General features: G+C 54.5%; 22 protein-coding genes and 1 tRNA gene. 18 read left to right on the forward strand and 5 right to left on the reverse strand.

Going from position 1 to position 22,330, the window contains the following annotated elements:
* The first annotated feature begins 107 nt into the window (after nucleotides 1-107).
* The 6 genes from F3J38_RS14855 (at nucleotide 108) to F3J38_RS14880 (ending at nucleotide 6,048) form a co-directional block, all read left to right on the forward strand.
* A complete protein-coding gene (locus F3J38_RS14855) occupies nucleotides 108-1,409 on the forward strand; it encodes an anaerobic C4-dicarboxylate transporter (protein WP_167139584.1) in 1,302 nt (433 codons plus the stop codon).
* Nucleotides 1,410-1,492: 83 nt separating this feature from the next.
* Nucleotides 1,493-3,193, forward strand: a complete 1,701-nt coding sequence (locus F3J38_RS14860) for a protein-disulfide reductase DsbD (RefSeq protein ID WP_167139586.1) — start codon at nucleotides 1,493-1,495, stop codon at nucleotides 3,191-3,193.
* 66 nt (nucleotides 3,194-3,259) lie between these two features.
* Nucleotides 3,260-3,838: a division control transcriptional repressor DicD gene (gene dicD, locus F3J38_RS14865; RefSeq protein WP_167139588.1), complete on the forward strand. Its 579-nt coding sequence runs from the start codon at nucleotides 3,260-3,262 to the stop codon at nucleotides 3,836-3,838.
* Nucleotides 3,839-4,077: 239 nt separating this feature from the next.
* Nucleotides 4,078-4,153, forward strand: a tRNA-Phe gene (locus F3J38_RS14870).
* 255 nt (nucleotides 4,154-4,408) lie between these two features.
* The gene (locus tag F3J38_RS14875; RefSeq protein ID WP_167139590.1) at nucleotides 4,409-4,738 is read left to right on the forward strand and encodes a helix-turn-helix transcriptional regulator; all 330 of its coding nucleotides are present in this window, start codon (nucleotides 4,409-4,411) and stop codon (nucleotides 4,736-4,738) included.
* Nucleotides 4,732-6,048, forward strand: a complete 1,317-nt coding sequence (locus F3J38_RS14880; RefSeq protein ID WP_167139592.1) for a type II toxin-antitoxin system HipA family toxin — start codon at nucleotides 4,732-4,734, stop codon at nucleotides 6,046-6,048. The genes F3J38_RS14875 and F3J38_RS14880 overlap by 7 nt, the downstream gene beginning before the upstream one ends.
* Nucleotides 6,049-6,081: 33 nt before the next feature.
* On the opposite strand, the gene F3J38_RS14885 is transcribed toward F3J38_RS14880, so the two are convergent.
* Complete coding sequence (locus F3J38_RS14885) at nucleotides 6,082-6,480, reverse strand: (R)-mandelonitrile lyase (protein WP_167139594.1); 399 nt, start codon at nucleotides 6,478-6,480, stop codon at nucleotides 6,082-6,084.
* A 426-nt stretch (nucleotides 6,481-6,906) separates the two neighbouring features.
* Here F3J38_RS14885 and F3J38_RS14890 point away from each other — a divergent pair, with 426 nt between their 5' ends.
* On the forward strand, nucleotides 6,907-8,418 hold the full coding sequence (locus F3J38_RS14890; protein ID WP_167139596.1) for a sialate:H+ symport family MFS transporter: 1,512 nt from the start codon (nucleotides 6,907-6,909) through the stop codon (nucleotides 8,416-8,418).
* Between the two features lie 13 nt (nucleotides 8,419-8,431).
* Nucleotides 8,432-9,127, forward strand: a complete 696-nt coding sequence (locus F3J38_RS14895; RefSeq protein ID WP_097119012.1) for an RraA family protein — start codon at nucleotides 8,432-8,434, stop codon at nucleotides 9,125-9,127.
* Nucleotides 9,128-9,197: 70 nt separating this feature from the next.
* Here F3J38_RS14895 and F3J38_RS14900 read toward each other — a convergent pair whose 3' ends face one another.
* Complete coding sequence (locus F3J38_RS14900; protein ID WP_167139598.1) at nucleotides 9,198-10,118, reverse strand: DMT family transporter; 921 nt, start codon at nucleotides 10,116-10,118, stop codon at nucleotides 9,198-9,200.
* A gap of 266 nt (nucleotides 10,119-10,384) precedes the next feature.
* Between F3J38_RS14900 and F3J38_RS14905 the strand changes: the two genes are divergently transcribed.
* From F3J38_RS14905 to F3J38_RS14920, 4 genes are read left to right on the forward strand one after another with little or no spacing between them, the layout of a single operon-like run.
* A complete protein-coding gene (locus F3J38_RS14905) occupies nucleotides 10,385-11,224 on the forward strand; it encodes a transporter substrate-binding domain-containing protein (protein WP_167139600.1) in 840 nt (279 codons plus the stop codon).
* A gap of 11 nt (nucleotides 11,225-11,235) precedes the next feature.
* Nucleotides 11,236-11,937 carry a 5-oxoprolinase subunit PxpB gene (gene pxpB / locus F3J38_RS14910; protein WP_370661727.1) on the forward strand — a complete coding sequence of 234 codons (702 nt, stop codon included), beginning with the start codon at nucleotides 11,236-11,238 and terminating at the stop codon, nucleotides 11,935-11,937.
* Nucleotides 11,934-12,920: a 5-oxoprolinase subunit C family protein gene (locus F3J38_RS14915; protein ID WP_167139611.1), complete on the forward strand. Its 987-nt coding sequence runs from the start codon at nucleotides 11,934-11,936 to the stop codon at nucleotides 12,918-12,920. Before pxpB ends, F3J38_RS14915 begins: the two co-directional genes overlap by 4 nt.
* A gap of 21 nt (nucleotides 12,921-12,941) precedes the next feature.
* Nucleotides 12,942-13,712: a 5-oxoprolinase subunit PxpA gene (locus tag F3J38_RS14920; RefSeq protein WP_167139613.1), complete on the forward strand. Its 771-nt coding sequence runs from the start codon at nucleotides 12,942-12,944 to the stop codon at nucleotides 13,710-13,712.
* Nucleotides 13,713-13,773: 61 nt separating this feature from the next.
* On the opposite strand, the gene F3J38_RS14925 is transcribed toward F3J38_RS14920, so the two are convergent.
* Nucleotides 13,774-14,976 (reverse strand): pyridoxal phosphate-dependent aminotransferase, encoded by a 1,203-nt coding sequence (locus F3J38_RS14925; protein ID WP_167139615.1) that lies wholly within the window; start codon nucleotides 14,974-14,976, stop codon nucleotides 13,774-13,776.
* A gap of 456 nt (nucleotides 14,977-15,432) precedes the next feature.
* Here F3J38_RS14925 and nac point away from each other — a divergent pair, with 456 nt between their 5' ends.
* The 6 genes from nac (at nucleotide 15,433) to F3J38_RS14955 (ending at nucleotide 19,997) form a co-directional block, all read left to right on the forward strand.
* Nucleotides 15,433-16,356 carry a nitrogen assimilation transcriptional regulator NAC gene (nac, locus tag F3J38_RS14930; protein WP_034826712.1) on the forward strand — a complete coding sequence of 308 codons (924 nt, stop codon included), beginning with the start codon at nucleotides 15,433-15,435 and terminating at the stop codon, nucleotides 16,354-16,356.
* A 114-nt stretch (nucleotides 16,357-16,470) separates the two neighbouring features.
* Nucleotides 16,471-16,887, forward strand: coding sequence for an acetyl-CoA carboxylase biotin carboxyl carrier protein (locus tag F3J38_RS14935; protein ID WP_167139617.1), 417 nt, complete (start codon nucleotides 16,471-16,473; stop codon nucleotides 16,885-16,887).
* 131 nt (nucleotides 16,888-17,018) lie between these two features.
* The gene (locus F3J38_RS14940) at nucleotides 17,019-17,771 is read left to right on the forward strand and encodes an SDR family oxidoreductase (RefSeq protein ID WP_167139619.1); all 753 of its coding nucleotides are present in this window, start codon (nucleotides 17,019-17,021) and stop codon (nucleotides 17,769-17,771) included.
* 22 nt (nucleotides 17,772-17,793) lie between these two features.
* Complete coding sequence (locus F3J38_RS14945; RefSeq protein ID WP_167139621.1) at nucleotides 17,794-18,489, forward strand: amino acid ABC transporter permease; 696 nt, start codon at nucleotides 17,794-17,796, stop codon at nucleotides 18,487-18,489.
* Between the two features lie 5 nt (nucleotides 18,490-18,494).
* The gene (locus tag F3J38_RS14950) at nucleotides 18,495-19,250 is read left to right on the forward strand and encodes an amino acid ABC transporter permease (RefSeq protein WP_167139623.1); all 756 of its coding nucleotides are present in this window, start codon (nucleotides 18,495-18,497) and stop codon (nucleotides 19,248-19,250) included.
* Nucleotides 19,251-19,259: 9 nt separating this feature from the next.
* Complete coding sequence (locus F3J38_RS14955) at nucleotides 19,260-19,997, forward strand: amino acid ABC transporter ATP-binding protein (RefSeq protein ID WP_167139625.1); 738 nt, start codon at nucleotides 19,260-19,262, stop codon at nucleotides 19,995-19,997.
* A gap of 116 nt (nucleotides 19,998-20,113) precedes the next feature.
* On the opposite strand, the gene F3J38_RS14960 is transcribed toward F3J38_RS14955, so the two are convergent.
* Nucleotides 20,114-21,283, reverse strand: coding sequence for a Gfo/Idh/MocA family protein (locus tag F3J38_RS14960; protein WP_167139627.1), 1,170 nt, complete (start codon nucleotides 21,281-21,283; stop codon nucleotides 20,114-20,116).
* Nucleotides 21,284-21,293: 10 nt separating this feature from the next.
* On the reverse strand, nucleotides 21,294-22,217 hold the full coding sequence (locus tag F3J38_RS14965) for a TIM barrel protein (protein ID WP_167139629.1): 924 nt from the start codon (nucleotides 22,215-22,217) through the stop codon (nucleotides 21,294-21,296).
* Nucleotides 22,218-22,330: the final 113 nt, after the last annotated feature.

Here is a 22,330-nt window from a genome sequence, read left to right on the forward strand (position 1 = left end):
ATCAAATCGCCAAAAGCACGCTTGTATACAATACGGCGTGCTTTTTTCATTTTGGCGGCTACAACTTTAAGAGTCTGGATTTCCCCCACGGCTCAGGAGTGGAACGAATGGTAGGTGTGGAGTTACTGATTGTCCTGCTGGCAATCTGGTTGGGTGCGCGTTTAGGCGGCATCGGTATTGGATTTGCGGGCGGATTAGGCGTGCTGGTGTTGACGTTGTTCTGTGGCATGAAGCCCGGCTCTATTCCCTTTGATGTGATCGAAATTATTATGGCGGTGATCGCCGCGATAGCCGCGATGCAAATCGCCGGCGGACTTGATTACATGGTGGGTTTGGCCGAAAAGCTGCTGCGCCGTCATCCACGTTATGTCACCTTCCTCGCGCCACTCGTCACCTATGTGATGACGCTGCTGGCAGGTACCGGACACACTGCGTTCTCCACGCTACCCGTCATCGCTGAAGTGGCCAAAGAGCAAGGCGTACGCCCCTCACGCCCACTGTCGATTGCGGTGGTCGCCTCGCAAATCGCCATCACCGCCTCACCGCTTTCTGCGGCGGTGGTGTTCTTCGCCTCGATTCTTGAACCGCGCGGCGTCAGCTATCTGGCGCTGCTGGGCGTGTCGATCCCAGCCACGATGGCCGCGATATTCTGTGCGGCCGTGATCACCAGCTTTCTCGGTAAAGAGTTAAAGGATGATGAGGTTTACCAAGCGCGTCTCGCCAAAGGCGAAGTCACCCTGCGAGGCGAACGCGTTTATGAGATTAAACCCGGAGCCAAACGTGCCGTGCTGCTGTTCCTGATCGGCATCGCGGCGGTGGTGCTTTATGCTACGGCCATCAGCGACAGCGTCGGACTCATCAGCAATCCGGTACTGCCGCGCAACGAAGCGATTGTGGTGTTCATGCTGACCGTCGCTACGTTGATCTGTCTGACTTGCAAAGTGGATACTGGCGAAATCCTGAGTGCCAGCACCTTTAAATCGGGCATGAGCGCCTGCATCTGCGTAATGGGTGTGGCATGGCTGGGTGACACCTTTGTTAAAGCCCATCTGAACGAAATCCAGACCGCCGCAGGCGATATGCTGCAGAGCTATCCGTGGATGCTGGCGCTGGTGCTGTTCTTTGCTGCTACCCTGCTCTATTCCCAAGCCGCCACCACCAAAGCGCTGATGCCCGCCGCATTGATGTTGGGCGTTTCACCACTGGCCGCCGTCGCCTCCTTCGCCGCCGTTTCGGCACTCTTTGTCTTGCCCACCTACCCCACGTTGTTGGCTGCTGTGGAAATGGATGACACCGGTTCGACCCGAATCGGCAAGTTTGTGTTTAATCACTCCTTTATCATTCCCGGCGTGTTGGCAATTGCCTTCTCCGTGGCGTTTGGCTTCCTGTTTGGCAGCCTGATTCTGTAGCGCCGTTACATCCTGAAAACCTCGTGACGACATGGCCGTGCTATCATCGCGGCTCATTCGTCTCCGGAGCTGATTAATTCGTCATGGCTGCACGACTTTCCCGCCTGATGGGCCTTTGCCTGGCGCTGCTGTGCTGTTTTTCAGCGCACGCCAATATTTTCTCACCTAACAATAACAGCCGCTTTGTGCCGGTGGATCAGGCATTTGGCTTCGATTTCAGCCAGCAGGGCAACAAGCTCACACTAAGCTGGAAGGTGAAGGATGGCTATTACCTGTATCGCCAGCAGATTCATGTGACACCGCAGAAAGCGCAGATGGCACCGCTGGCACTGCCGTCAGGACAGCCGCATGAGGATGAGTTCTACGGCAAGAGCGAGATCTACCCGCAGGATTTACAGGTGCCGATCACTCTGCAGCAGGCTGAGTCAGGTGCCATGCTTACCGTGACCTATCAGGGCTGTGCGGCCGCCGGATTCTGCTATCCGCCCGAAACCCGTTCGGTGCCGCTTAACCCGGTTGCCGAGAATCACGATGCTCCCGCCGTTAACGCGCAGCTTGCACAACAGCGCACGCCACTGCCGTTTTCTCCGCTGTGGGCGCTGCTGATTGGCATCGGCGTCGCCTTCACACCGTGCGTGTTGCCGATGTATCCGCTGATCTCCAGCATCATTCTCGGTGGCCAACGTCGTTACTCTGCTGGCCGCCTGTTCGCGCTGGCGATGGTATATGTGCAAGGGATGGCGCTGACCTACACCGTGCTCGGCATGGTGGTGGCCGCCGCAGGTTTACGCTTCCAGGCTGCGCTGCAGCATCCTTACGTGTTGATTGGCTTGTCAGCGCTGTTCATCGTGCTGGCGCTGTCGATGTTTGGCCTGTTCTCACTGCAACTGCCTTCTGGTCTGCAAACCCGCCTGACATTGTGGAGTAACCGCCAGCAGGGTGGTTCGCTGCCGGGCGTATTTATGATGGGCGCACTGGCGGGATTGATCTGTTCGCCCTGCACCACGGCGCCACTTAGTGCCATCCTGCTATATATCGCACAAAGCGGTAACCTGTGGGCTGGTGCAGGCACGCTGTGGCTTTATGCCTTCGGGATGGGCCTGCCGCTGATTGCGGTAACAATGTTTGGTAATAAGTTGCTGCCAAAAAGTGGTCCGTGGATGCAGAGCGTTAAAGAGGGCTTCGGCTTTGTGATTCTGGCGCTGCCAGTCTTCTTACTGGAGCGGGTCATCGGCGATGTCTGGGGCTTGCGTATGTGGAGCCTGCTCGGCGTCGCGTTCTTTGCCTGGGCGTTCAGTCTCAGCCTGCGCGCTAATGGCAAATGGCGCATTCTGCAAATTGTGATGCTGGCGGCAGCACTGGTGGCCGCACGTCCGTTACAGGATTGGGCTTTTGGCAGCAGCGCCAGCGTGCAGTCTGTGGCACATCTGCCGTTCAAAACCATTGCCAGCAGCGAGCAGCTTGATAGCGCATTGCAGCAGGCACAAGGCCGCATCACCATGGTCGATCTCTATGCCGACTGGTGCGTTGCCTGCAAAGAGTTTGAAAAGTACACGTTCAGCGATCAGGGTGTTCAAGCCGATTTGGCTCAGGTGCAGTTGCTGCAAGCGAACGTCACCGCCAACAGCCCACAAGACAATGCCTTGCTACAGCATTTACAGGTGTTGGGACTGCCGACCATCCTGTTCTTTGATGCGCAAGGCAAAGAGATCCCGGATTCACGTGTCACCGGTTTTCTTGATGCCAAGGACTTCCGTGCACATTTGCACAATCTGCCGCGTTAAACGACACTGGTTGCAGGACACTGCCCGTTCGTGCGCGAGCGGGCCCGCACTCCAGAGGAGAGTCACTTGCAACGTGAACAGATTCTTGAGCATGCGCTGAATGTGCTCGAACAGAGCGGCCTCGCCGCCACCACTTCCCTGCAACAATTAGCAGGTGAAACCGGATTAGACTCAGAACATCTTGAGCGGTACTGGCCCGATCGCGACGCCCTGTTGTATGACGCCCTGCGTTATCACGGCCAGCAGATTGACAGCTGGCGTCGCCAGATACAGCTCAATGAACATCTCACTGCCCAACAAAAATTGCTGGCGCGTTACGACGTGTTAAGCGAGCACGTGAACAAAGGACGCTTTCCTGGCTGCTTATTTATTGCTGCCTGCAGCTTCTATCCGCAGCCTGACCAACCCGTGCATCAGCTTGCTGAACAGCAGAAACGCAGTTCCTGGCAGTTCACGCATGAGATTCTGGTCGATTTGGCGCTGGATAATCCGACGATGGTGGCCGATCAAATGGAGCTGATTCTCGAGGGTTGCCTGAGCAAGCTGCTGGTGAAGCGTAACGTGCAGGATGTGGCCACCGCGCGTCGTCTGGCAGAGGATGTGCTGAGTATCGCGCTGTGCCGGCAGAACGGGGCATTAACCTGAACGAGAGGCTGCGGCAGAGTCGTCCGTTCAGTCCGCGATAACGCACAATCTTGCAATCAACCTTATCGCCAGTTCAGGTGGAGACACTGCAAGCCTCTTCACGGCCAATACGATCACCGATGCGCACGTTGAGATTTTGCGCACCCTGCCTGAAAAGCAAGCAATCAGTCACGATTGCTACGCTTTTTTGACGAAAGCCGTTGACGGCTGAAAGCCATTAAGGTTTAATGCGCCCCGTTGCCCGGATAGCTCAGTCGGTAGAGCAGGGGATTGAAAATCCCCGTGTCCGTGGTTCGATTCCGCGTCCGGGCACCAACATTCTGAAAACCCAGCTTATGGCTGGGTTTTTGCTTTTCTGCGTTTGTCGTTTTCTAAACTTAATTCCTAAGCCCCCTTAAACTTGATTATGTCCCACTTTAAGGACTTAACTCACCTTTAAACCTCATAAAGTGCAATATAAGGGACTCTATAAAACACCAATTTATCATGGCAATTATCCGATAGAGTCCTATAATTTGGACATTAAACGCTTAACCGACGATAAAGTGTCTACATTGGGACTTTAAAGATATGACTACTCCTTCTGCATCCGCACTGGCTGAAGAAATGGGCCAGCGACTTAAGCAAGCCCGTCTTAATCGTGACTTAACGCAGACGGAGGTTGCAGAGCGCGCAGGCGTTGCACGTAAGTCTGTGCTCAATGCTGAAAAAGGAAAAGCGCAGTTCGATGTCTTTATCGCCATCATGATAGCGTTGGATCTCACTGAAAAGCTGGAGCTGTTTCTGCCGCGTCAGGAAATATCCCCGATTCAACTTGCCAAGTTGCAGGGTAAACAAAGGCGTAGAGCTTCAGGGCAACGTAAAGACAAACCGCTCAGGGAGGAGAAATCAGAATGGTAATGGAAGTTATTAACGTTACCTATGCACAACAAGAGGTGGGTGCAGTCAGTTTTGATTCAGAAAAAGGATCGGGGGCGTTTGAATATGCCCCCAACTTTATCAAACAAGGAATAGAACTTTCCCCACTCAAAATGCCACTGGCAACACGGATCTACAGTTTCCCTGAACTTGCGTTTACGACCTTTAAAGGGCTACCCGGTTTGATTGCCGACTCGTTGCCAGATGATTTTGGTAATGCAGTGCTCAATGCCTGGGTTGCGGGTCAGGGCAAACTTCCTGGCGACATTACGCCATTGCAACGACTCCAATACACAGGCAAGCGCGGTATGGGTGCGTTGGAATACACTCCGGCGACACAACTTCGTAGTCTCAATGCCGCAAACCCGATTGAAATAGCCTCCCTTGTCGTCATCGCACAGGAAATTCTTGATGCCCGAGGTGCCTTCTCAGCAACACTTCATCGAGACGGAGATGAGGATCGTGAAGCCATGCTTTCGTTGTTATCAGTAGGTATGAGCGCGGGTGGAGCAAGACCCAAAGCGGTGCTCGCATTTAATGAAGATTTTACCCAAGTGCGCTCTGGCCAGGCCAGGGTTCCGGATGATTACACTCACTATCTGATGAAATTTGATGGCGTGAGTGAACATAATCGCAACCAAGAAACCTTTGGTGATCCCTTGGGTTTTGGCGCCATGGAGTATGTTTATTATCAAATGGCATCAGCCTGTGGTATCGAGATGATGCCCTCACAATTATTGTCGGAAGGTCATCGCCGTCATTTCATTACTCAGCGCTTTGACCGCATTGGTAATCAGAAGATCCATGTACAGACCCTGAATGGACTGGCGCATGTCGATTATAAAAAGCCTGGTTCATTTTCTTATGCCGAACTCTTCAGCGTCGCGCGGCAGCTTAAGCTTCCCGCGCGTGATGCAGAACAGCTGATGAAGCGAATGGTCTTCAATATTGTGGCGCGCAACCATGACGATCATGCTAAGAACTTTGCCTTCATGCTGAAGGACAATAAATGGCAATTGGCACCGGCTTACGATCTGGCTTACAGCTACAAACCCGGGAGTAAGTGGGTTAACAGCCATTGGATGACATTGAATGGTAAGCGCGAGGATTTTACCCGCAATGATTTCTACACTTTAGAAAAAATAAGTCCATTGTTCAGCAAGCGTCATCTGGATCGGGTCATTAATGAAACAGTCGAAGCTGTGGCGCAGTGGCCTCTTCTCGCTCGTGTTCAAGAAGTACCTGACTCTTTGATTGCGGAGGTAAACGGCAATCTGCGTTTAAAACTTTAAGCTGCAGGATGCCTTACGGCATCCTCAAATGACCTACAAACGATAATCCTCATCGCACACCTGCTCCAGCCAGGTCACAGGACTGCCATCCACAGATTCGGCGATGGCGATGTGCGACATTGCGTTGTCCGGCGTTGCGCCATGCCAATGCTTCACGCCTTCAGGGATCCAAACAATATCACCTTGATTCATGACCTGAATCGCCTCACCTTCGCACTGAATCCAGCCTTGCCCCTGCACCACAATCAGTGTCTGTCCTTGAGGATGGGTATGCCATGCGGTGCGTGCACCTGGCTCGAAGGTCACAGTGGCACCGCCAACACGTGCAGGAGCGTCAGCCTGAAAAGGGGCATCGATCCGTACCATACCGGTGAAATAATCCGATGGGCCTTTACGTGATGGCACTGAGCCATTTTTGATGAATTTCAACATGGTTATGTCCTCTGTTTCATGAATGACATTAGCTTAGCAAAGCGCCCTGCCCGCGATTAAGCCAACAATCATGCAAGCGCCTATGATCAAAACTCATAAGCGCCTGCTGTATTCCGTACAACCATTTCTCATAACATAGCTTAATGTTGTGAATCTATGTTCCATTTCTGCGCTAATTTAAAAAATCAACACGCCACACCATATTATAAACATATGCCGCCATAATAAAACTCAATAAATTTACTTATCAGTGAGTTATCAATCACCTTAATAATATTTCGTGATCCTCACTTAGTTAGCCGTAACACAAACTTCGTAACACGTTAATTTCCCGTATTCTTGCTAGAGAAAATAATAAATTTCAATCACAGACTGTAATTTACGGTCTGGATTACCCTACTCTGAAAATAGCATCCGGAGTTTGTCATGGCTGAAGAGAACACGTCTTTACCTTGGTATAAAAGGCTCAATCGCCAGCAATGGAAAGCCTTTTGGGCAGCATGGATGGGCTATATGTTGGATGGATTTGACTTCGTTATTATTACCTTAGTACTTACAGAAATAATGGCTGAATTTAATGTCAGCACCGCTGAAGCGGCCGCATTAATCTCAGCCGCTTTTATCCTGCGCTGGTTCGGAGGTTTAGCACTCGGTGCAATGGGCGATAAATATGGGCGTAAAAGTGCCATGATCACCAGCATTATATTATTTGCTGGTGGTACCTTTGCCTGCGGTATTGCACCGAATTACTCATGGATGTTTATTGCGCGTATTTTAGTGGGCATCGGCATGGCGGGCGAATATGGCACCAGTTCAGCTTACGCTATCGAAACCTGGCCAAAAGATATGCGTAATAAAGCCAGTGCATTCCTCAATTCGGGCTTCTCAGCAGGCGCTATATTATCGGTCCTGGCTTACAGTTGGATCGTGCCGTTGTGGGGTTGGCGCGCGCTCTTTTACATTGGCATCATCCCGGTTTTTTTTGCTTTATGGCTGCGCCGTGCAATTCCGGAAGCCGAAGAGTGGGCCGCCGCAAAAGCCAGAGCCACTGCGCCCACGGTCACCATGGTGGATACCCTTTTTCGTGGTCCTAACCATAAAAGCAACATACTCAACATATTGCTAGGATTGCTGGCAGCAGCGGCGCTTTACTTCTGCTTTGATCATCAAAGCTCAGGGCTTGTCATCGCTGTATTAGCGTTGATTACCGCCGGTATATTTATCCGTTTTCTGGTACAAAGCGGCGGGGATCGCTGGCCCACCAGCTTGATGCTCACCGTGACTATCGTCTGCGTATTTTTGTATGGCTGGCCGATTCACGCTCTTTTACCGACCTATTTGAAAACCGACCTACATTACTCGCCGGAAGTGGTGGCATTGGTATTTTCCTTTAGCCGTTTCGGTATGGGCCTTGGGTGCTGCGTTGCGGGGATTGCGGCCGATCGCATCGGCACGCGCAAAACCTATGTACTCAGCCTACTGGTCGCTCAGGTGCTAATCATTCCGGTATTTATGCTCAATGGTTCTAACGTCTGGCTGCTGTGTCTGCTGATCTTCCTTCAGCAGCTGTTTAGCCAGGGAGTGGGTGGTCTGCTGGCAAAAATGATCAGTGGCTATTTTGATACCGAACAGCGTGCCGCTAATCTCAGCTTTATCTACAACATCGGCTCATTGGGTGGCGCATTAGCGCCGGTGCTCGGTGCACTTATTGCCCAACACGCATCGCTTGGCGGTGCGCTGGGTGGGCTCTCCTTTGGCCTCACCTTCGTGGTCATGCTGCTGATTGGTTTTGATATGCCTTCGCGCGTTCAGCGTTGGTTGAAACCCCAAGCTATACGTCATTACGACACCGTTGACGGCACGCCACTCTCCGGTGCATTTACCCGTGAAGAACGCGCCAATCCTTCTCTTACCCCCATAAATCCCAGCAAATCCTGACAGGAGAAATAAAATGACCGCAGGAAATCGTATTTATTTACGCCGTCCATCTGATGCCGAGCCTTTACTGGAAGCCTTCCGCCGCTTACCTGCTGCAGTAGTGGCTGACTGCATGAGTCGTCTGCCCGCGCTATCGGCAGAGATCAGCCTGAAAACAGCACCTAAAACACCGATCATGTGTGGCCTCGCGGTAACAGTAAAAGCGCGCTCTGGGGATAACCTGATGCTGCATAAGGCGCTGGATATGGCCGGTCCAAACGATGTGATTATTCTGTCGAATGAGGGCGACCGCAGCCAATCACTGATGGGCGAAGTGATGGCGACCTATGCCAGGCAGCGTGGCATGGAAGGGATTGTACTGGATGGTCCGGTGCGCGACATTGAGGGCTTATCACGTATGGATTTCCCGATTTATGCCGCCGGTCATACTCCGGGCGGACCGTTTAAAGATGGCCCAGGTGAAATTAACGTGCCGATTGCCTGCGGCAAAATTCACGTCTCGCCGGGTGATATTGTGCTGGGCGATGCGGACGGTGTGATTGTGATCCCTCGTCAGGATGCGGCGCGGATTCTGGAAGCAGCACAAGCTTACTTAATCGTTGATGAGCATAACTTTGAGCTGGCGAAAACCGGTTCACTGGAACGTGGTTGGCTGGCGGAAGCACTGCAAAACAAACAGGTGGAAATTATCGATGATGTTTATCGGTAGCAGCGTGTAAGCACAGTATTTCCCAGGTCGCCATCACGGCGACCTGTCTTTCACTGAGTCCGTTGCTGAATCACGGCGTACCACTCACCATCGCCAGTTTACGCTGACGGTTTTCCCGCCATACCGCAAATATCCCAGCGAGCGCCACAATTGATGCACCAAAGATGGTGGTCGTTCCAGGCAGGCTATTGAGAAACAGATAGCCAATCAGCATTGACCACACCAACGTGGTGTAATCAAACGGCGCCAGCAGCGAAGCATCAGCATAGCGCAGGCTGAGTGTCACCAGAATCTGTGCCAGGCCGCCAAACAAACCACAACCCACCAGCAGCAGCCACTGCAAGCTGGTGGGCTTTGCCCAACCGAAAAACGCGCTGGCAAGTCCAATCAAGGTGGTCATCACCGAAAAATAGAACACGATCGCGCCCGGCTTTTCGATGCCATTAAGGAAACGAATCTGCACATTCGACGTAGCCGTACACAGTGCCGCAATCAGCGCAAAAGCGACGCCAAGGCTAGCCGTGGCAGTGTTGGCGCCACCTGCCAGTACGCCACCGCTGGCCGCGAGGCTGGAAGAAAGCATAATCAGAATGCCCGAGAGTCCCACCACGACTGCCACCCAGCGGGACACGCGCACGCGCTCCTTTAACAGCATTGCCGCCATTATCACCGTGAACAAAGGGGCGGCGTAACTGAGTGCAGTGGCATCTGCCAGAGAGATATACACCAGCGCCAGATAGTTGAAATACATGCCGCCAGTACCCGAAAATCCCCGAATGAAATGGCCGAACAGATTGCGTGTTTTGAGGTTGTCCAACACGTTCCCCTGTATTTTAAGCCAGATTAACAGGGGAAACAGGGCGACAAAGCTGCGGAAAAAAATCACTTCGCCAGTGGGGATTGCACCGTTCAGCCCTTTTACACAGGCCAGCATTAATGTGGCGCAGAGTGCGGCAAAGATCTTCAGCAATACGCCTAATCGGGGGTTCATACTTTCTCTTCTCTCTACTTCGAGCAATCGGCAGATTGCCAGAGGACAATGCGAAAGACACTAAGGAGAAAAATGTGCGCGGGATAACACTTTTTCGCTCTGCCTGAATAGAAATTACTTATCGCCTTCGGTCATATCATTTCCCTATTGCATGACACGCTTTCCCTCTTTTTCGCTGCAAAACAAAGCCGATATAGTCCAGAAAAGCGAGATTTAACACGCTCTGTCCCGGCGATGCCGTGGTATCCATAATTGAGGGAGTTCACATGACCATGAAAAGACGTACCACCATCGGGCTGGCAATGCTGCCACTGCTGGCTATTTCCGCGGCTCATGCAGACATGATGGCGAACATCAAATCAAGCGGCGAGCTGAAGTGCGCCGTTTACTCAGACGTGCCACCCTTCTCTTCCCCAGATCCACAAACGCGTCAGTTGGTGGGCATGGATATTGATCTTTGCAACGCGTTGGCGAAGCAGATGAACGTCAAACTCACGCTGGTGCCAACGTCCGTCGAAGCGCGTATCGCTGTGATCGCCACGGGCCGTGCTGATGTGCTAATCGCCAACCTTGCTTACACCAAGACGCGCGGCAATCAGATTCAGTTCAGCGATCCTTACTACGTCGCCAAAGAGATGCTGCTGGTCAAAGCCCCGCTGGCCGACAAACCCCTGAGCTACTTCCAGGGTAAACGCATTAGCGCTACCAAAGGCACCACGTCGGAACAGTCAATTCACATCAAAGGCGGCAAAGCAGTGACCTTCCAGGATTCGGCCTCGGCGTTCCTTGCGCTGGAGCAGAACAAATCCGTGGGCTTCGTCACCAACACCATGACCGGCATGAAAACCATTGCTCAGGCGAAAAAAGACGGTATTGACCTGGCGATGGTAAAAGAGCCAATGGCGCTCGAGCCGATCGGTATTGGCATGAAGAAAGATGAACCGGCACTGCTCGCCAGCGTTAACAGTGGTCTGAAGGCAATGGATGATGACGGTACCATCGACAAAATTTGGAACACTTGGATTGGGCCAAATACCGAATACAAAATGGTGCGCGAAGAGCGCGTACAGCCGCTCTCCAGCCTGAAATTTGAACCACTGGAATAATCATGCCCGTGATGTCGCAACCGGATATCCAGCCCGCCAGCGCATCTGCGCTGGCTTGTTCCGCTACGATCACCCTTTCCACCATCGGCGCCCGTGCGTGGCTGGTGGAGGCACCGGGTGGTTTTGATCTGCCCTCCCAGCGTCGTATCTGGTCACTGGCTCGCTTGCTACAGGCGGATGAGGCGATTGAAGCCTTGATCCCCGGTGTCACCAATTTGCTGGTGCTATTTCGTCAGATACCCGATGACGAAGCGGCCGTGCGCGCCTCACTGCATGCCGTCTGGGAGCAGGCACAGGCCATCAGCCCGCGGGGGAAACTGATTGAAATTCCGGTCCATTACGGCGGCGAGCACGCCATCGATCTGGATGCGGTTTGTTGCCACACCGGTTTCAGTGCGCGGGAAGTGGTGCGCCGCCATCATCAAAGCGAATACACGGTGTTTGCGCTGGGCAGCGCGCCAGGCTTTGGTTACCTGCATGGGCTCGATCCGCAGTTAGCCACCCCGCGTAAGAAAGTACCGTCACTTAGCATGCTCAAAGGCACCGTCACCATCGGTGGCGCACAGGCTGGCGTCTCGGCACTGACAGGGCCAAACGGCTGGAATGCCATCGGTTTTGCCGAGCTGGATGTCTTTGATCCCTATGCTGAATCTCCGGCGTTAATGGCACCGGGCGATCGCATCCGTTTTCTACCACAGAGGATTGAACTGTGATTGAAATTGAACAGAGCGGTGCGCTGAACACAGTACAAGATCTTGGCCGTTTCAACTTTCGCCATATGGGTGTTTCGGTCAGCGGCGTGATGGACCCGCTAGCGTTACGTGCGGGTAATCTGCTGCTGGGTAATGATGAGAATGCGGCTGCGGTTGAAGTGCAGCTGTTCCCGTTTCGCGTCCGATTTCTGCAAGACAGCAGTATCGCCATCACCGGCGCCGACTGCCGCGCCACGCTGGATGGCGCTCCCTTACCGCCCTGGTGGGGCTGCGCGGTGCGGGCCGGCCAGGTGCTGGAAATGCGCTATCCACGCAGTGGCGCACGCGGTTATTTGTGCGTAGCGGGGGGTATTGATGTGCCAGTGGTGCTGGGTTCACGCAGCACGGCGCTGCGCGGTGGATTTGGTGGGCTGGAGGGCCGTCCGTTGCAACGCGGCGATCGGTTGGTGCTGGGTGAAATACGCGCTTTGCCCCTACCCACTAGCGGCATCGGTATTGAGCCGCCCGACAGTGCCATGCACGCGCATTTTCCTCGCAACAGCGCAGGTGAAATCCAGTTGCGTGCCATTCCATCAGGAGAATATCCACTGTTCGCCGCCGATGCGCCGCGCTTCTGGCAGCAGTCCTGGCAAGTATCCAATCAGAGTAACCGTACGGGTTATCGACTGGCTGGCGATCCGATTTTTCCCTCACAAACCATTGAAATGCGCTCTTACGGACTGATTCCCGGCATTGTGCAGGTGCCACCGGGCGGTGAACCGATCATTCAGCTCAGCGATGCCAACACCGCGGGCGGTTATCCCAAGATCGCGGGGGTGATTGAGCAGGATCTTTGGCGACTGGGGCAAGTGCTGCCCGGCCAATCGATCCAACTGATCCAGAGCGAAGCGCGTGAGGCGATCGCCATTGATCAGGAAGTCACACGCTGGCTTAGCCGTTTACGTCTCAGCTGCCCGCCACTGCGCAAAGCGTTGCTGGCATAACTCTCTAAAGGAACCTCAACCATGAAGATCGATGTGAACTCCGATATGGGTGAAGGCTTCGGCGTTTATCAACTGTGCGATGACGCCGCGCTGATGAAGGTGGTCTCCTCCGCCAATATCGCCTGCGGATTCCACGCAGGCGATCCGGCGATCATGACCCGAATGGTGCGACTGGCGAAAGAGCACGGTGTTGGCATTGGTGCACATCCGGGCTTACCCGATCGTCAGGGCTTTGGACGTCGTGAACTGCCGTTCAGTGCCGAAGAGATATGCCAGCAGGTGGCCTATCAACTCGGCGCGCTGACTGCCATTGCCAAAGCAGAGGGCACCCATGTGTCACACTTTAGTTTCCATGCCGCAATGGGCAATATCGTTAACCGTGACGAGGCGTTGGCACAGCAGGTGATGGCGCTGGTGGCCCGCATCAATTCGGATCTGATTGTGTTCGCACAACCCGATACCATCATTGAACGCGCTGCGCAGGCGGCGGGCCTGAAAACCCTGACGCTGTTCCTCGCCGACCGCGCCTATGATGCCCAGGGCCGTTTAGTGCCACGCGGCATTGCCGGTTCAGTGATTAAAGATGAGGCGGCACTGCGTGCCCGCGTGCGGCAGTTCTTGCAACATGGCACTGTCACCACCTTCGAAGGGGAGGTGATTACTGTGCGGGCCCGTTCGATTCTGGTACACAGCGACACACCGGGTTCACTGGCCCTCGCCACTATCGTGCGTAGTGAAATTGAAGCCAGTGGTCATCAGGTTGCGCCTGCGGCAGAGGTGCTTGCGCAGTAACATTTTTGCATCGCCCAATAAAAAATGGCTGCCAATGGGCAGCCATTTTTTCGGTTTCAGCTTATCGACAGCCAGCGCAGAACGCTGCGATGCGGTCACAACCGGTATCTAAGCGCTCCATACTCGTGGCGTAGGAAAGGCGGAAGTACGGACTCATACCATAAGCAGCACCCTGCACCGTCACCACGTGCTGCTCTTCGATCAGCGCCAGCACAAAATCGGCATCGTTACGGATCAAACGGCCACCGGCGCTGGTCTTGCCGATCAGCCCTTCAATATTCACAAACAGATAAAAAGCACCTTCTGGCTTATGGCAACGCAGACCATCAATCGAGGTCAGACGCTCCAGCACGTAATCACGGCGTTCACGGTAGATGCGCGCGCGCTCCTGCAACAGATCCTGTGGCCCATCTAACACTGCTACCGCCGCCGCTTGCGTCAAGGTACAGACGCCGCCACTGTTCTGGGTGTTCACATTGCTCATGGCTTTAATCAGCGGTGCGGGACCGCCGCAGAAGCCCAAACGCCAGCCGGTCATCGAATAGGCTTTCGACACGCCGTTCACCGTCAGCACACGGTCATACAGACGCGGTTCAACCTGCGCCAGAGTGTAAAAACGCACATCGTCATAGATCAGATGTTCATAGATATCATCCGTCATGATCCACACCTGCGGATGGCGCAGCAGCACGTCACCCAGCGCCTGCAACTCGGCTTTGCTGGCCACCGAACCGGTCGGGTTGCTCGGATAGTTCAGCAGCAGCCATTTAGTCTTGTCAGTGATCGCCGCATCCAGATCCGCTGGCAGCGGTTTAAAGCCATTCTCCTGAGCACACGGCAGCGGCACCGGAACACCACCGGCAAATTTCACGATATCGGCATAGCTGATCCACGATGGCGTGGGGATCACCACTTCGTCGCCCGGATTGATGGTCGCCAGGATGGCGTTAAAGATGATCTGCTTCGCGCCACCGGCCGTCAGAATCTGGCTGACGTCATACTCCAGCTGGTTATCCCGTTTGAATTTCAGCTGAATCGCTTTGCGCAGTGCAGGCGTGCCGTCGGTGGGTGGGTAGCGCGTGTCGCCCGCGCGTGCAGCGGCATACGCGGCTTCAATCGCATGTTCCGGTGTAGGGAAGTCGGGTTCGCCGGTAGAAAGTGCTACCACATCAACGCCCTGCGCAGCGAGATCGCGCGCTTTTTGGGTCATGGCAACGGAGGCGGAAACGGTCACATTCTTTAAACGATCGGCTATCTCGGGCATGTTCAATCCTGGGTTCGGGGGATGTCAGTTTTCCCTGAGCATAGGATTAGGGCCGAAGCCACGGATAATAGTGCTTTGTTGTGGTGATATAACACAAAGCGATGACTGGACCGACTGCACACTTCTGCCATAAAGGCGGCAGATTGACTCAGAATTGCGCGACAGGTCACGCCCGCACGCCTGACGGAATGTTAATAAAGTGTTACTTTCTTTCCCAGGTTACATCCCGAACCCACGATTTTCCTTGCCCGTCACTGGCAATGCTGATGGGTCAACTGCACTCATTCGGTGCAGCGCTGCATTTTTCAACACCCGCCATGCCGGCGGCTCACTAGCTCAGCACCAGCCTCAGGAGGCCCGGTAGCCGTACCCTCCTGTCTGAGTTCAATAACGAAAGCTTATCCTGGCATCAACTTTGCTTGATGAGGATATGCGTTCTGTTTGAGGGAAGTGTCCATGAATCTTCGTCGCCTGAAGTACTTTGTTAAAATTGTTGACGTCGGAAGCCTGACGCAAGCTGCCGATATCCTGCATATAGCCCAACCCGCGTTGAGCCAGCAGCTGGCTACGCTGGAAGGTGAAGTCAATCAACAGCTGTTGATTCGCACCAAACGCGGTGTCACGCCTACTGAAGCCGGGAAAACACTCTATTCCCATGCACAGTCCATTTTGCGCCAGTGCGAACAGGCGCAAAGTGCGATTGATCTGGTCGGCGCTGCGCTGAGCGGCAGCGTTTCCGTCGGGCTGGCACCGGGCACAGCGGCGCAAAACCTGGCGCTACCGCTGATGATGGAAGTGCAGCAGCAGCATCCTGGCATCGTGCTCTATTTTAACGAGAACTTCGGCACCACCCTGAGCGAGCTGATCATGAACGGGCGTATGGATATGGCGGTGATTTACGATCATCGCACCATCCATGGCCTGCGCTTCATGCCGCTGATGAAAGAAGATCTGTGCTTCGTTTGCCCGTTCAGCCTGGCAAAACCGGTGAAAGAGATCCCGCTGTCACAGGTCGCGCAATATGATCTGTTCCTGCCACGTATCTACAACATCATGCGCAAAGTACTGGATGACGCCTTCGTGCAGAACAATCTGCAGTACCGCGTGAAGTGCGAAATTGAGTCGCAAACCACCCTAAATGCGGCATTGAGTGCCGGTCTGGGCACCACCATCATGCCGGAATCCGCCGCACGCGCGATGCTGAAAAATGGGGATACCTGGATGGCGAAGATCATCGAGCCGGATGTGCAGGCCTCACTGTCGTTCTGCATGTCAGATCATCTGCCACTTTCCCAGCCTGCCGAAGCAGTGAAATCCATTTTGCTGTCGCTGATGTCGCGCCGCAACGTGGAGAACCATCCACTGACTCTGGTGGGATAAGACCCGCTTATCACCGCAAAGCGAAACCCTCTTACAACCCGTCTGACGAACGCGCTAGATTGATCCGGTCTGTTGCCCGCTGCGGCGGGCGTGTTTCGCTTTGACGGGAACCCCATGGAAAAAACTGCGATACCGCTGCCGACGTTGCGTGCGTTGGCGCGCAAGATGCAACGATCCGGCCTTAACAGCCTGGCGTTAGAGGGCAAACAGTGGTCGGTGCGTCTGACGTTTGACCCGCCCTCCCTCTCATCCCCAACGGTGATCCCGATGCAAGCGTGCCCGCCCGAGACGCATCGGATTGGCGCGCCCCTGCCCGGCACACTGCTGCGTCGCCACCCACACAGCCAGCAAGATTTTGTCCAGCCTGGACAGCAGGTAGAACCTCAGGATCTGCTGGCGATGGTGCAGGTCGGCCCCCTGTACGTGCCGGTGCTTAGTCCCTGCAAAGGGCGGGTGCAACCATTCCCCTCTGCAACGCGATCTGCGGTTGAATACGATGAAGAAATTCTTATTCTTCAATCGGATAATTAATTATTAATCCGGTTATAAGGGGCTCTTATCGCCTCACAGTTTTTATGTCTTATGCCCTTGCGACATAACTGCATAAAGTCAAAAAAGACCCATTACGCCGGACACACACCTGGCGAGACGAGGAAACACAAATGCCATTTTCAGATTACAAAACCGCGCTGGTGACCGGCGCATCGGCTGGCATGGGCGAAGCGATTGTTGAGCGCCTGTGCAAAGAAGGGATCACCGTGCACGCGGTGGCACGTCGCAAGGAACAGTTGGCCGCACTGGCCGATCGCACCGGTTGTATCCCGCATGCGGTGGATGTCAGTGACGTCAATGCGCTGACCGCGCTGTGCAAAGACCTGGAAATCGATATCCTGGTCAACAATGCCGGCCTGTCGCATCCAGGTTCAATCCTTGAAGCCGATGAAAACGTGGTGGAGACCCAAGTTGACGTCAACCTGCGTGCCGTGCTGCATCTGTGCCGCTTACTGGTACCAGGCATGGTGGCGCGCGACCGTGGTCATGTGTTCAACATCACCTCGATTGCTGCCATCTACAACTTCAACGGCAACTCGGTGTATCACGCCACCAAAGCCGGAGTGCATGCCCTGTCGCGCCAGCTCCGCGTGGACTGCTATGGCAAACGTGTGCGTATCACCGAAATCTGCCCGGGCCGCGTGGCCACCGACATCTTCGGTAACGTTTCAGGCGATCACGATGATGCGCGTCGCCGCTTTATCGACGGCTTCGAACTCCCGCAGGCCAAAGATATTGCCGACTGCGTGGCCTTTGCGCTGTCGGCTCCGGTCGCCGTCAACATCGGCAACATCGAAATTACCCCGACGCTGCAGGTACCGGGCGGTCTTTCCACAATGCGACCGGGCGACCGCACCGCGTAATACCGTACGATGAGGTAACTTTATGGCACTTGATTTCAGCAGTGTGATAACCGGCCATTACGGCCAGATGATCGTTGACGGAACGGTGGTCACCCTTGAACTGGCGTTGGGTGCCTGGCTGCTGGCGATGGTCCTCGCCCTGCTACTGGTGGTGGTCCGCCTGACGGAAAATCGCGTTGCCGTTGGGCTGGTCAAGGCGTATGTCTCCTATCACCGCAATGTGCCAACGTTGATTCAGTTGATGATGTGGTACTTCGCGATCCCCACCCTGCTGCCGGAATCGCTGCAGATGATGATCGTTGACTACAACGCCGAGTTTTTATTTTCTCTTATCGCGCTCGGGCTGTGCCAGGCCGCTTACTTCTCTGAAGATATCCGTAGCGGCCTGCGCGCCATTCCAGACGGACAGAATGAGGCCGCACGCGCGCTTGGCATGAGCTATGTCCGCGCCATGCACTCAGTGATTTTGCCGCAGGGTGTGCGCAATGCGCTGCCATCCGTGGTCAATCACACCGTGCTGCTGTTTAAAAACACCAGTCTGGCGATGGTCATTGGCGTGGCAGACCTCACCTATGTGACGCGTGATATCGAGAACCAAACCTTCCGTACCTTCGAATCCTACTTAGTGGCCACCGTGGGTTACCTGTTCTTCTCCCTGCTGCTGATGGGCTTGGGCGCGCTGCTGGCCCGCCGCTTCCAGCGCGTTTACGCGAGGTAATGGCGATGTTAGAGATCTTCACCATTTTGCATGACAACGGCATGCTGCTGTTAATGGGCCAGTACCCTAACGGTCCGCTGGGCGGCGTACTCTGTACGCTTTTGATCTCCGTGCTGGCAGTATTGCTGGCCTTTCCCATCGGCGTATTGCTCGGCCTGGCACGTTTGTCGCCGTGGCGCTGGCTGAGCTGGCCCGCCACCTGCTGGGTCTATCTGCTGCGCGGCATCCCTCTGATGATGGTGGTGTTCTGGACTTATTTCTGCGTACCGTTACTGATTGGCCACAACATCAGCGGCTTCACCACCATGCTGTGTACGCTGGTGATTTATGAGAGCGCCTACATCGCCGAGATCGTGCGAGGCGGCATTCAGGCGCTGCCGCACGGCCAGTATGAAGCGTCACGTGCGCTGGGGATGAGCCACCTGAAAACCCTGCGTTTAGTGATTCTGCCGCAGGCGCTGTTCAACACCTTGCCGAGCCTGGTGAGCCAACTGGTTTCGATTATCAAAGACTCCACACTCGGCTACGTGATTAACGTGCCTGAGTTGACCTTTGCCGCCAATCAGGTCAGCAACCAATTGCTCACAAAACCGTTCCAGGTATTCGCCATTGTGGCGCTGAGTTACTACATCATCTGCTTCAGCCTCACCTGGCTCGCTAACAAACTTGAAGCGCATATTGCGCAGAAACGTCGCCAACCGCCGCAGGCCAATCCCAGCATTGCGCCCGCGGTGATGCTGACTAAAACCTCTTCGCAATAAGGAACCACTATGAGCCCGATGATCATGTTTAACCAGGTCAACAAATGGTATGGCGCATATCAGGCGCTGACCGACCTAAGTGCCGAAATTAATACTGGCGAGGTGGTGGTGGTGTGCGGTCCGTCTGGATCAGGAAAATCGACTTTGATCCGCACCGTTAATCGCCTGGAACCGATTGATAACGGCCAGATCGTGTTTGATGGCACCGATATTCACGGCAGCAGCACACGCCTCAATCAACTGCGCACCCGCATTGGATTTGTGTTCCAGAGTTTCAATCTCTTCCCGCACGTCTCCGTGGCCGAGAACATCATGATGTCACCGATGAAAGTATTAGGCGTAAAGCGTGCAGAAGCGCGTAAACAAGCGGGTGAGTTGCTGGAGCGCGTCGGCTTATCTCATAAAGCGGACGCCTATCCGGCACAACTCTCCGGCGGTCAGCAACAACGTGTGGCGATTGCGCGTGCGCTGGCGATGAAGCCGCCGGTGATGCTGTTTGATGAACCGACCTCGGCGCTCGATCCTGAGATGGTCGGTGAAGTGTTATCTGTGATGCGCAGCCTGGCGCAGGAAGGGATGACCATGATGTGTGTGACGCACGAAATGAACTTCGCCCGAGAAGTCGCCGACACCATCTGGTTTATGGATCAGGGACAGATTCTGGAGAAATCAACACCCGAGAAGTTCTTCACCCAGCCACAGCACCCACGCGCACAGCGGTTTCTAAGTGATTTGAGATCACATTGATCTCAGTATGCACATGTCCTGGGCGGCCCAATTTATTGCGCATCTGACAGCAACAATGCTGCTTCAGATGCGCGTGATAAATCATGCCGCCAGGGTTTAGTCGTCTTGATGTAACCTTAGCAATCTACCCACACCGCTCCGGCATCCGCGGACTTCACACACTGCTCTACCCAACGTACGCCCATTAAACCGGCATGCACATCTGGGTACCAGAAATCAGCGAGAAACGCGCTATCGCCGCGATCGGTAGCATCCATTGCGAGTGCAAAACGGCGATACAGGTTCGACCATGCTTCGAACAGCCCTTCAGGATGACCACCGCCGATACGATCCTCAGACAAAGCACGTTGGTGGAGGTAGCCCATACCGCGCTCCAGAATTTGTACTGGCTCGCCCTGCACTTCATAGCGCAACTGGTTCGGCTGCTCGTCCCACCACTCCAGGCTCGCTTTCTCTCCAATCACACGCACCTTCTGCCCGTGCATCGAGCCGCTGTTCACCGCTGAGGCCCACATAGTGCCAACCGCACCATTGTCATACTCCATCATCACAAAGGCGTTATCTTCTAAGGGGGCGCGACTCTTAACGAAGCTTTGGCGGCTGCACAACAGGCGTTTCACCTGCAGTTTCGGCACCATGGTTTCCGCGATAAACAGCGGATGGGTCGCCAGATCGCCCAGTACGTAGCTAGGCCCCACAAAGCGCGGATCGACACGCCATTTGGTGCTTTCATTCTGCAATTCCACGGCTTCATTATGGAAGCCATGTGCAAACTGCATATTGATAATGCGGATCTCACCCAGCAGACCTTCCGCGATCATTTCCCGCGCCTGATGAATCAGTTGATGCCCGGCATAACCGTAAGTCACACCAATGATCTTCTTCTTCTCAGCACAGAGTTTTTCCAGCTCATCCGCTTCAGCGGCCGTGAAACAGAGCGGTTTTTCACATACCACATGCAGTCCGGCATTGAGCGCCGCACGGCAGATGGTGAAGTGGGTATTGTTCGGTGTGGCGATGGAAACGGCTTCGATACCGTCTGCACGCGCCGCTTCCGCCGCAAACATCGTTTCGTAATCCGGATAGCAGCGATCCGCATCGACACCCAGCGATACGCCAAACGCACGGCCACGTTCAGCGTTAAGATCAAATGCCCCCGCCTGCAACACGAAATTGCCATCACGCAGCGCCGCAGAACGATGGATATAGCCAATCTGGCTGGTGCCGCCGCCGCCCACCATGCCCCAGCGCAGTGATCGATCCAGAGCTTTAATGCCATTAATCATGATGTTCTCCTCAGAATCCGACCGATTGCAGGTAGTGAAGGCTGGCGGTAACGTCGCGCAGGCTGGTGTCGGCGTTGCGCGGATCGCGCTCCTGCTCAATGGTGATCCAGCCCTGATAATTGCGCTCAGCGAGGAATGCCCGCACCGCCGGATAGTCAATCGCGCCTTTGCCAATCGGGCACATCACCCCTTCGGCGCAGGCAGCAAAAAAGTCCACGCCGCGGGCGATGACATCGCGCCAGACTGCGTCATTGACATCTTTGAAGTGCAGATAATCAATGCGATCCCAGTAACGGTTCAGATAAGGGATGGGATCCATGCCGGAGTAGTAGAGATGCCCGGTGTCGAGGCACAAACCGGCCACCTCGTGCGGAATGTCCTGCACCAGCTGCTCCAGTTCGTCGGCGAACTCAATGCAGCCGCCCGCATGCGGATGAATCACCGCACGGACGCCATATTCATCGCGAGCAATCTGGCTCAGGGTGGTGATGTGCTGCATCATGTGCTGCCACTCTTCGCTGGAGAGTCGCGGCGCTTTGTCAGACTGCCCGGCAAATTTGGCACGCTCAGGATTCCCAAAATCAATGATCACCAGATAAGGCGCAGGCAGATTATCCGCGTGGGTTTTCTCAGCGGTAGGGACTTGCGACAGGTTGCGACAGATGTTGTGCGTCAGTTCAACCATTGCCGGGAAGTTCGCCTCGCTGACCAGATCGTCAAAGATCGTGCCCGCCACTAGCGAAAGCTGATGCGCTTCTAACTGATGACGCAGTTCGCTGGCATCCGTTGGGAGATAGCTCCAGGGACCCAGCTCAATGCTTTTGTACCCTGCCTGTGCAGCTTCTGTGAGGACTTTCTGCCACGGCGGCAGGAAGGGATTTTTAGGATCGTCCACACCCCAACTGCAGGGGGCATTAGCAATATGAATCGTCATGATCGTTCCTTGCGGTATTGGATAGCGCAAGTATCAAATAAAAATTTCACCTTCATCAATCATGAAACTTTCATTTTTTGATAGCGATCATAATATTTATCATCACAAATTTG

Origin of the sequence: Candidatus Pantoea formicae (assembly GCF_011752625.1) — a bacterium.
In the GTDB taxonomy this organism is placed as follows: Bacteria; Pseudomonadota; Gammaproteobacteria; order Enterobacterales; family Enterobacteriaceae; genus Pantoea; species Pantoea formicae.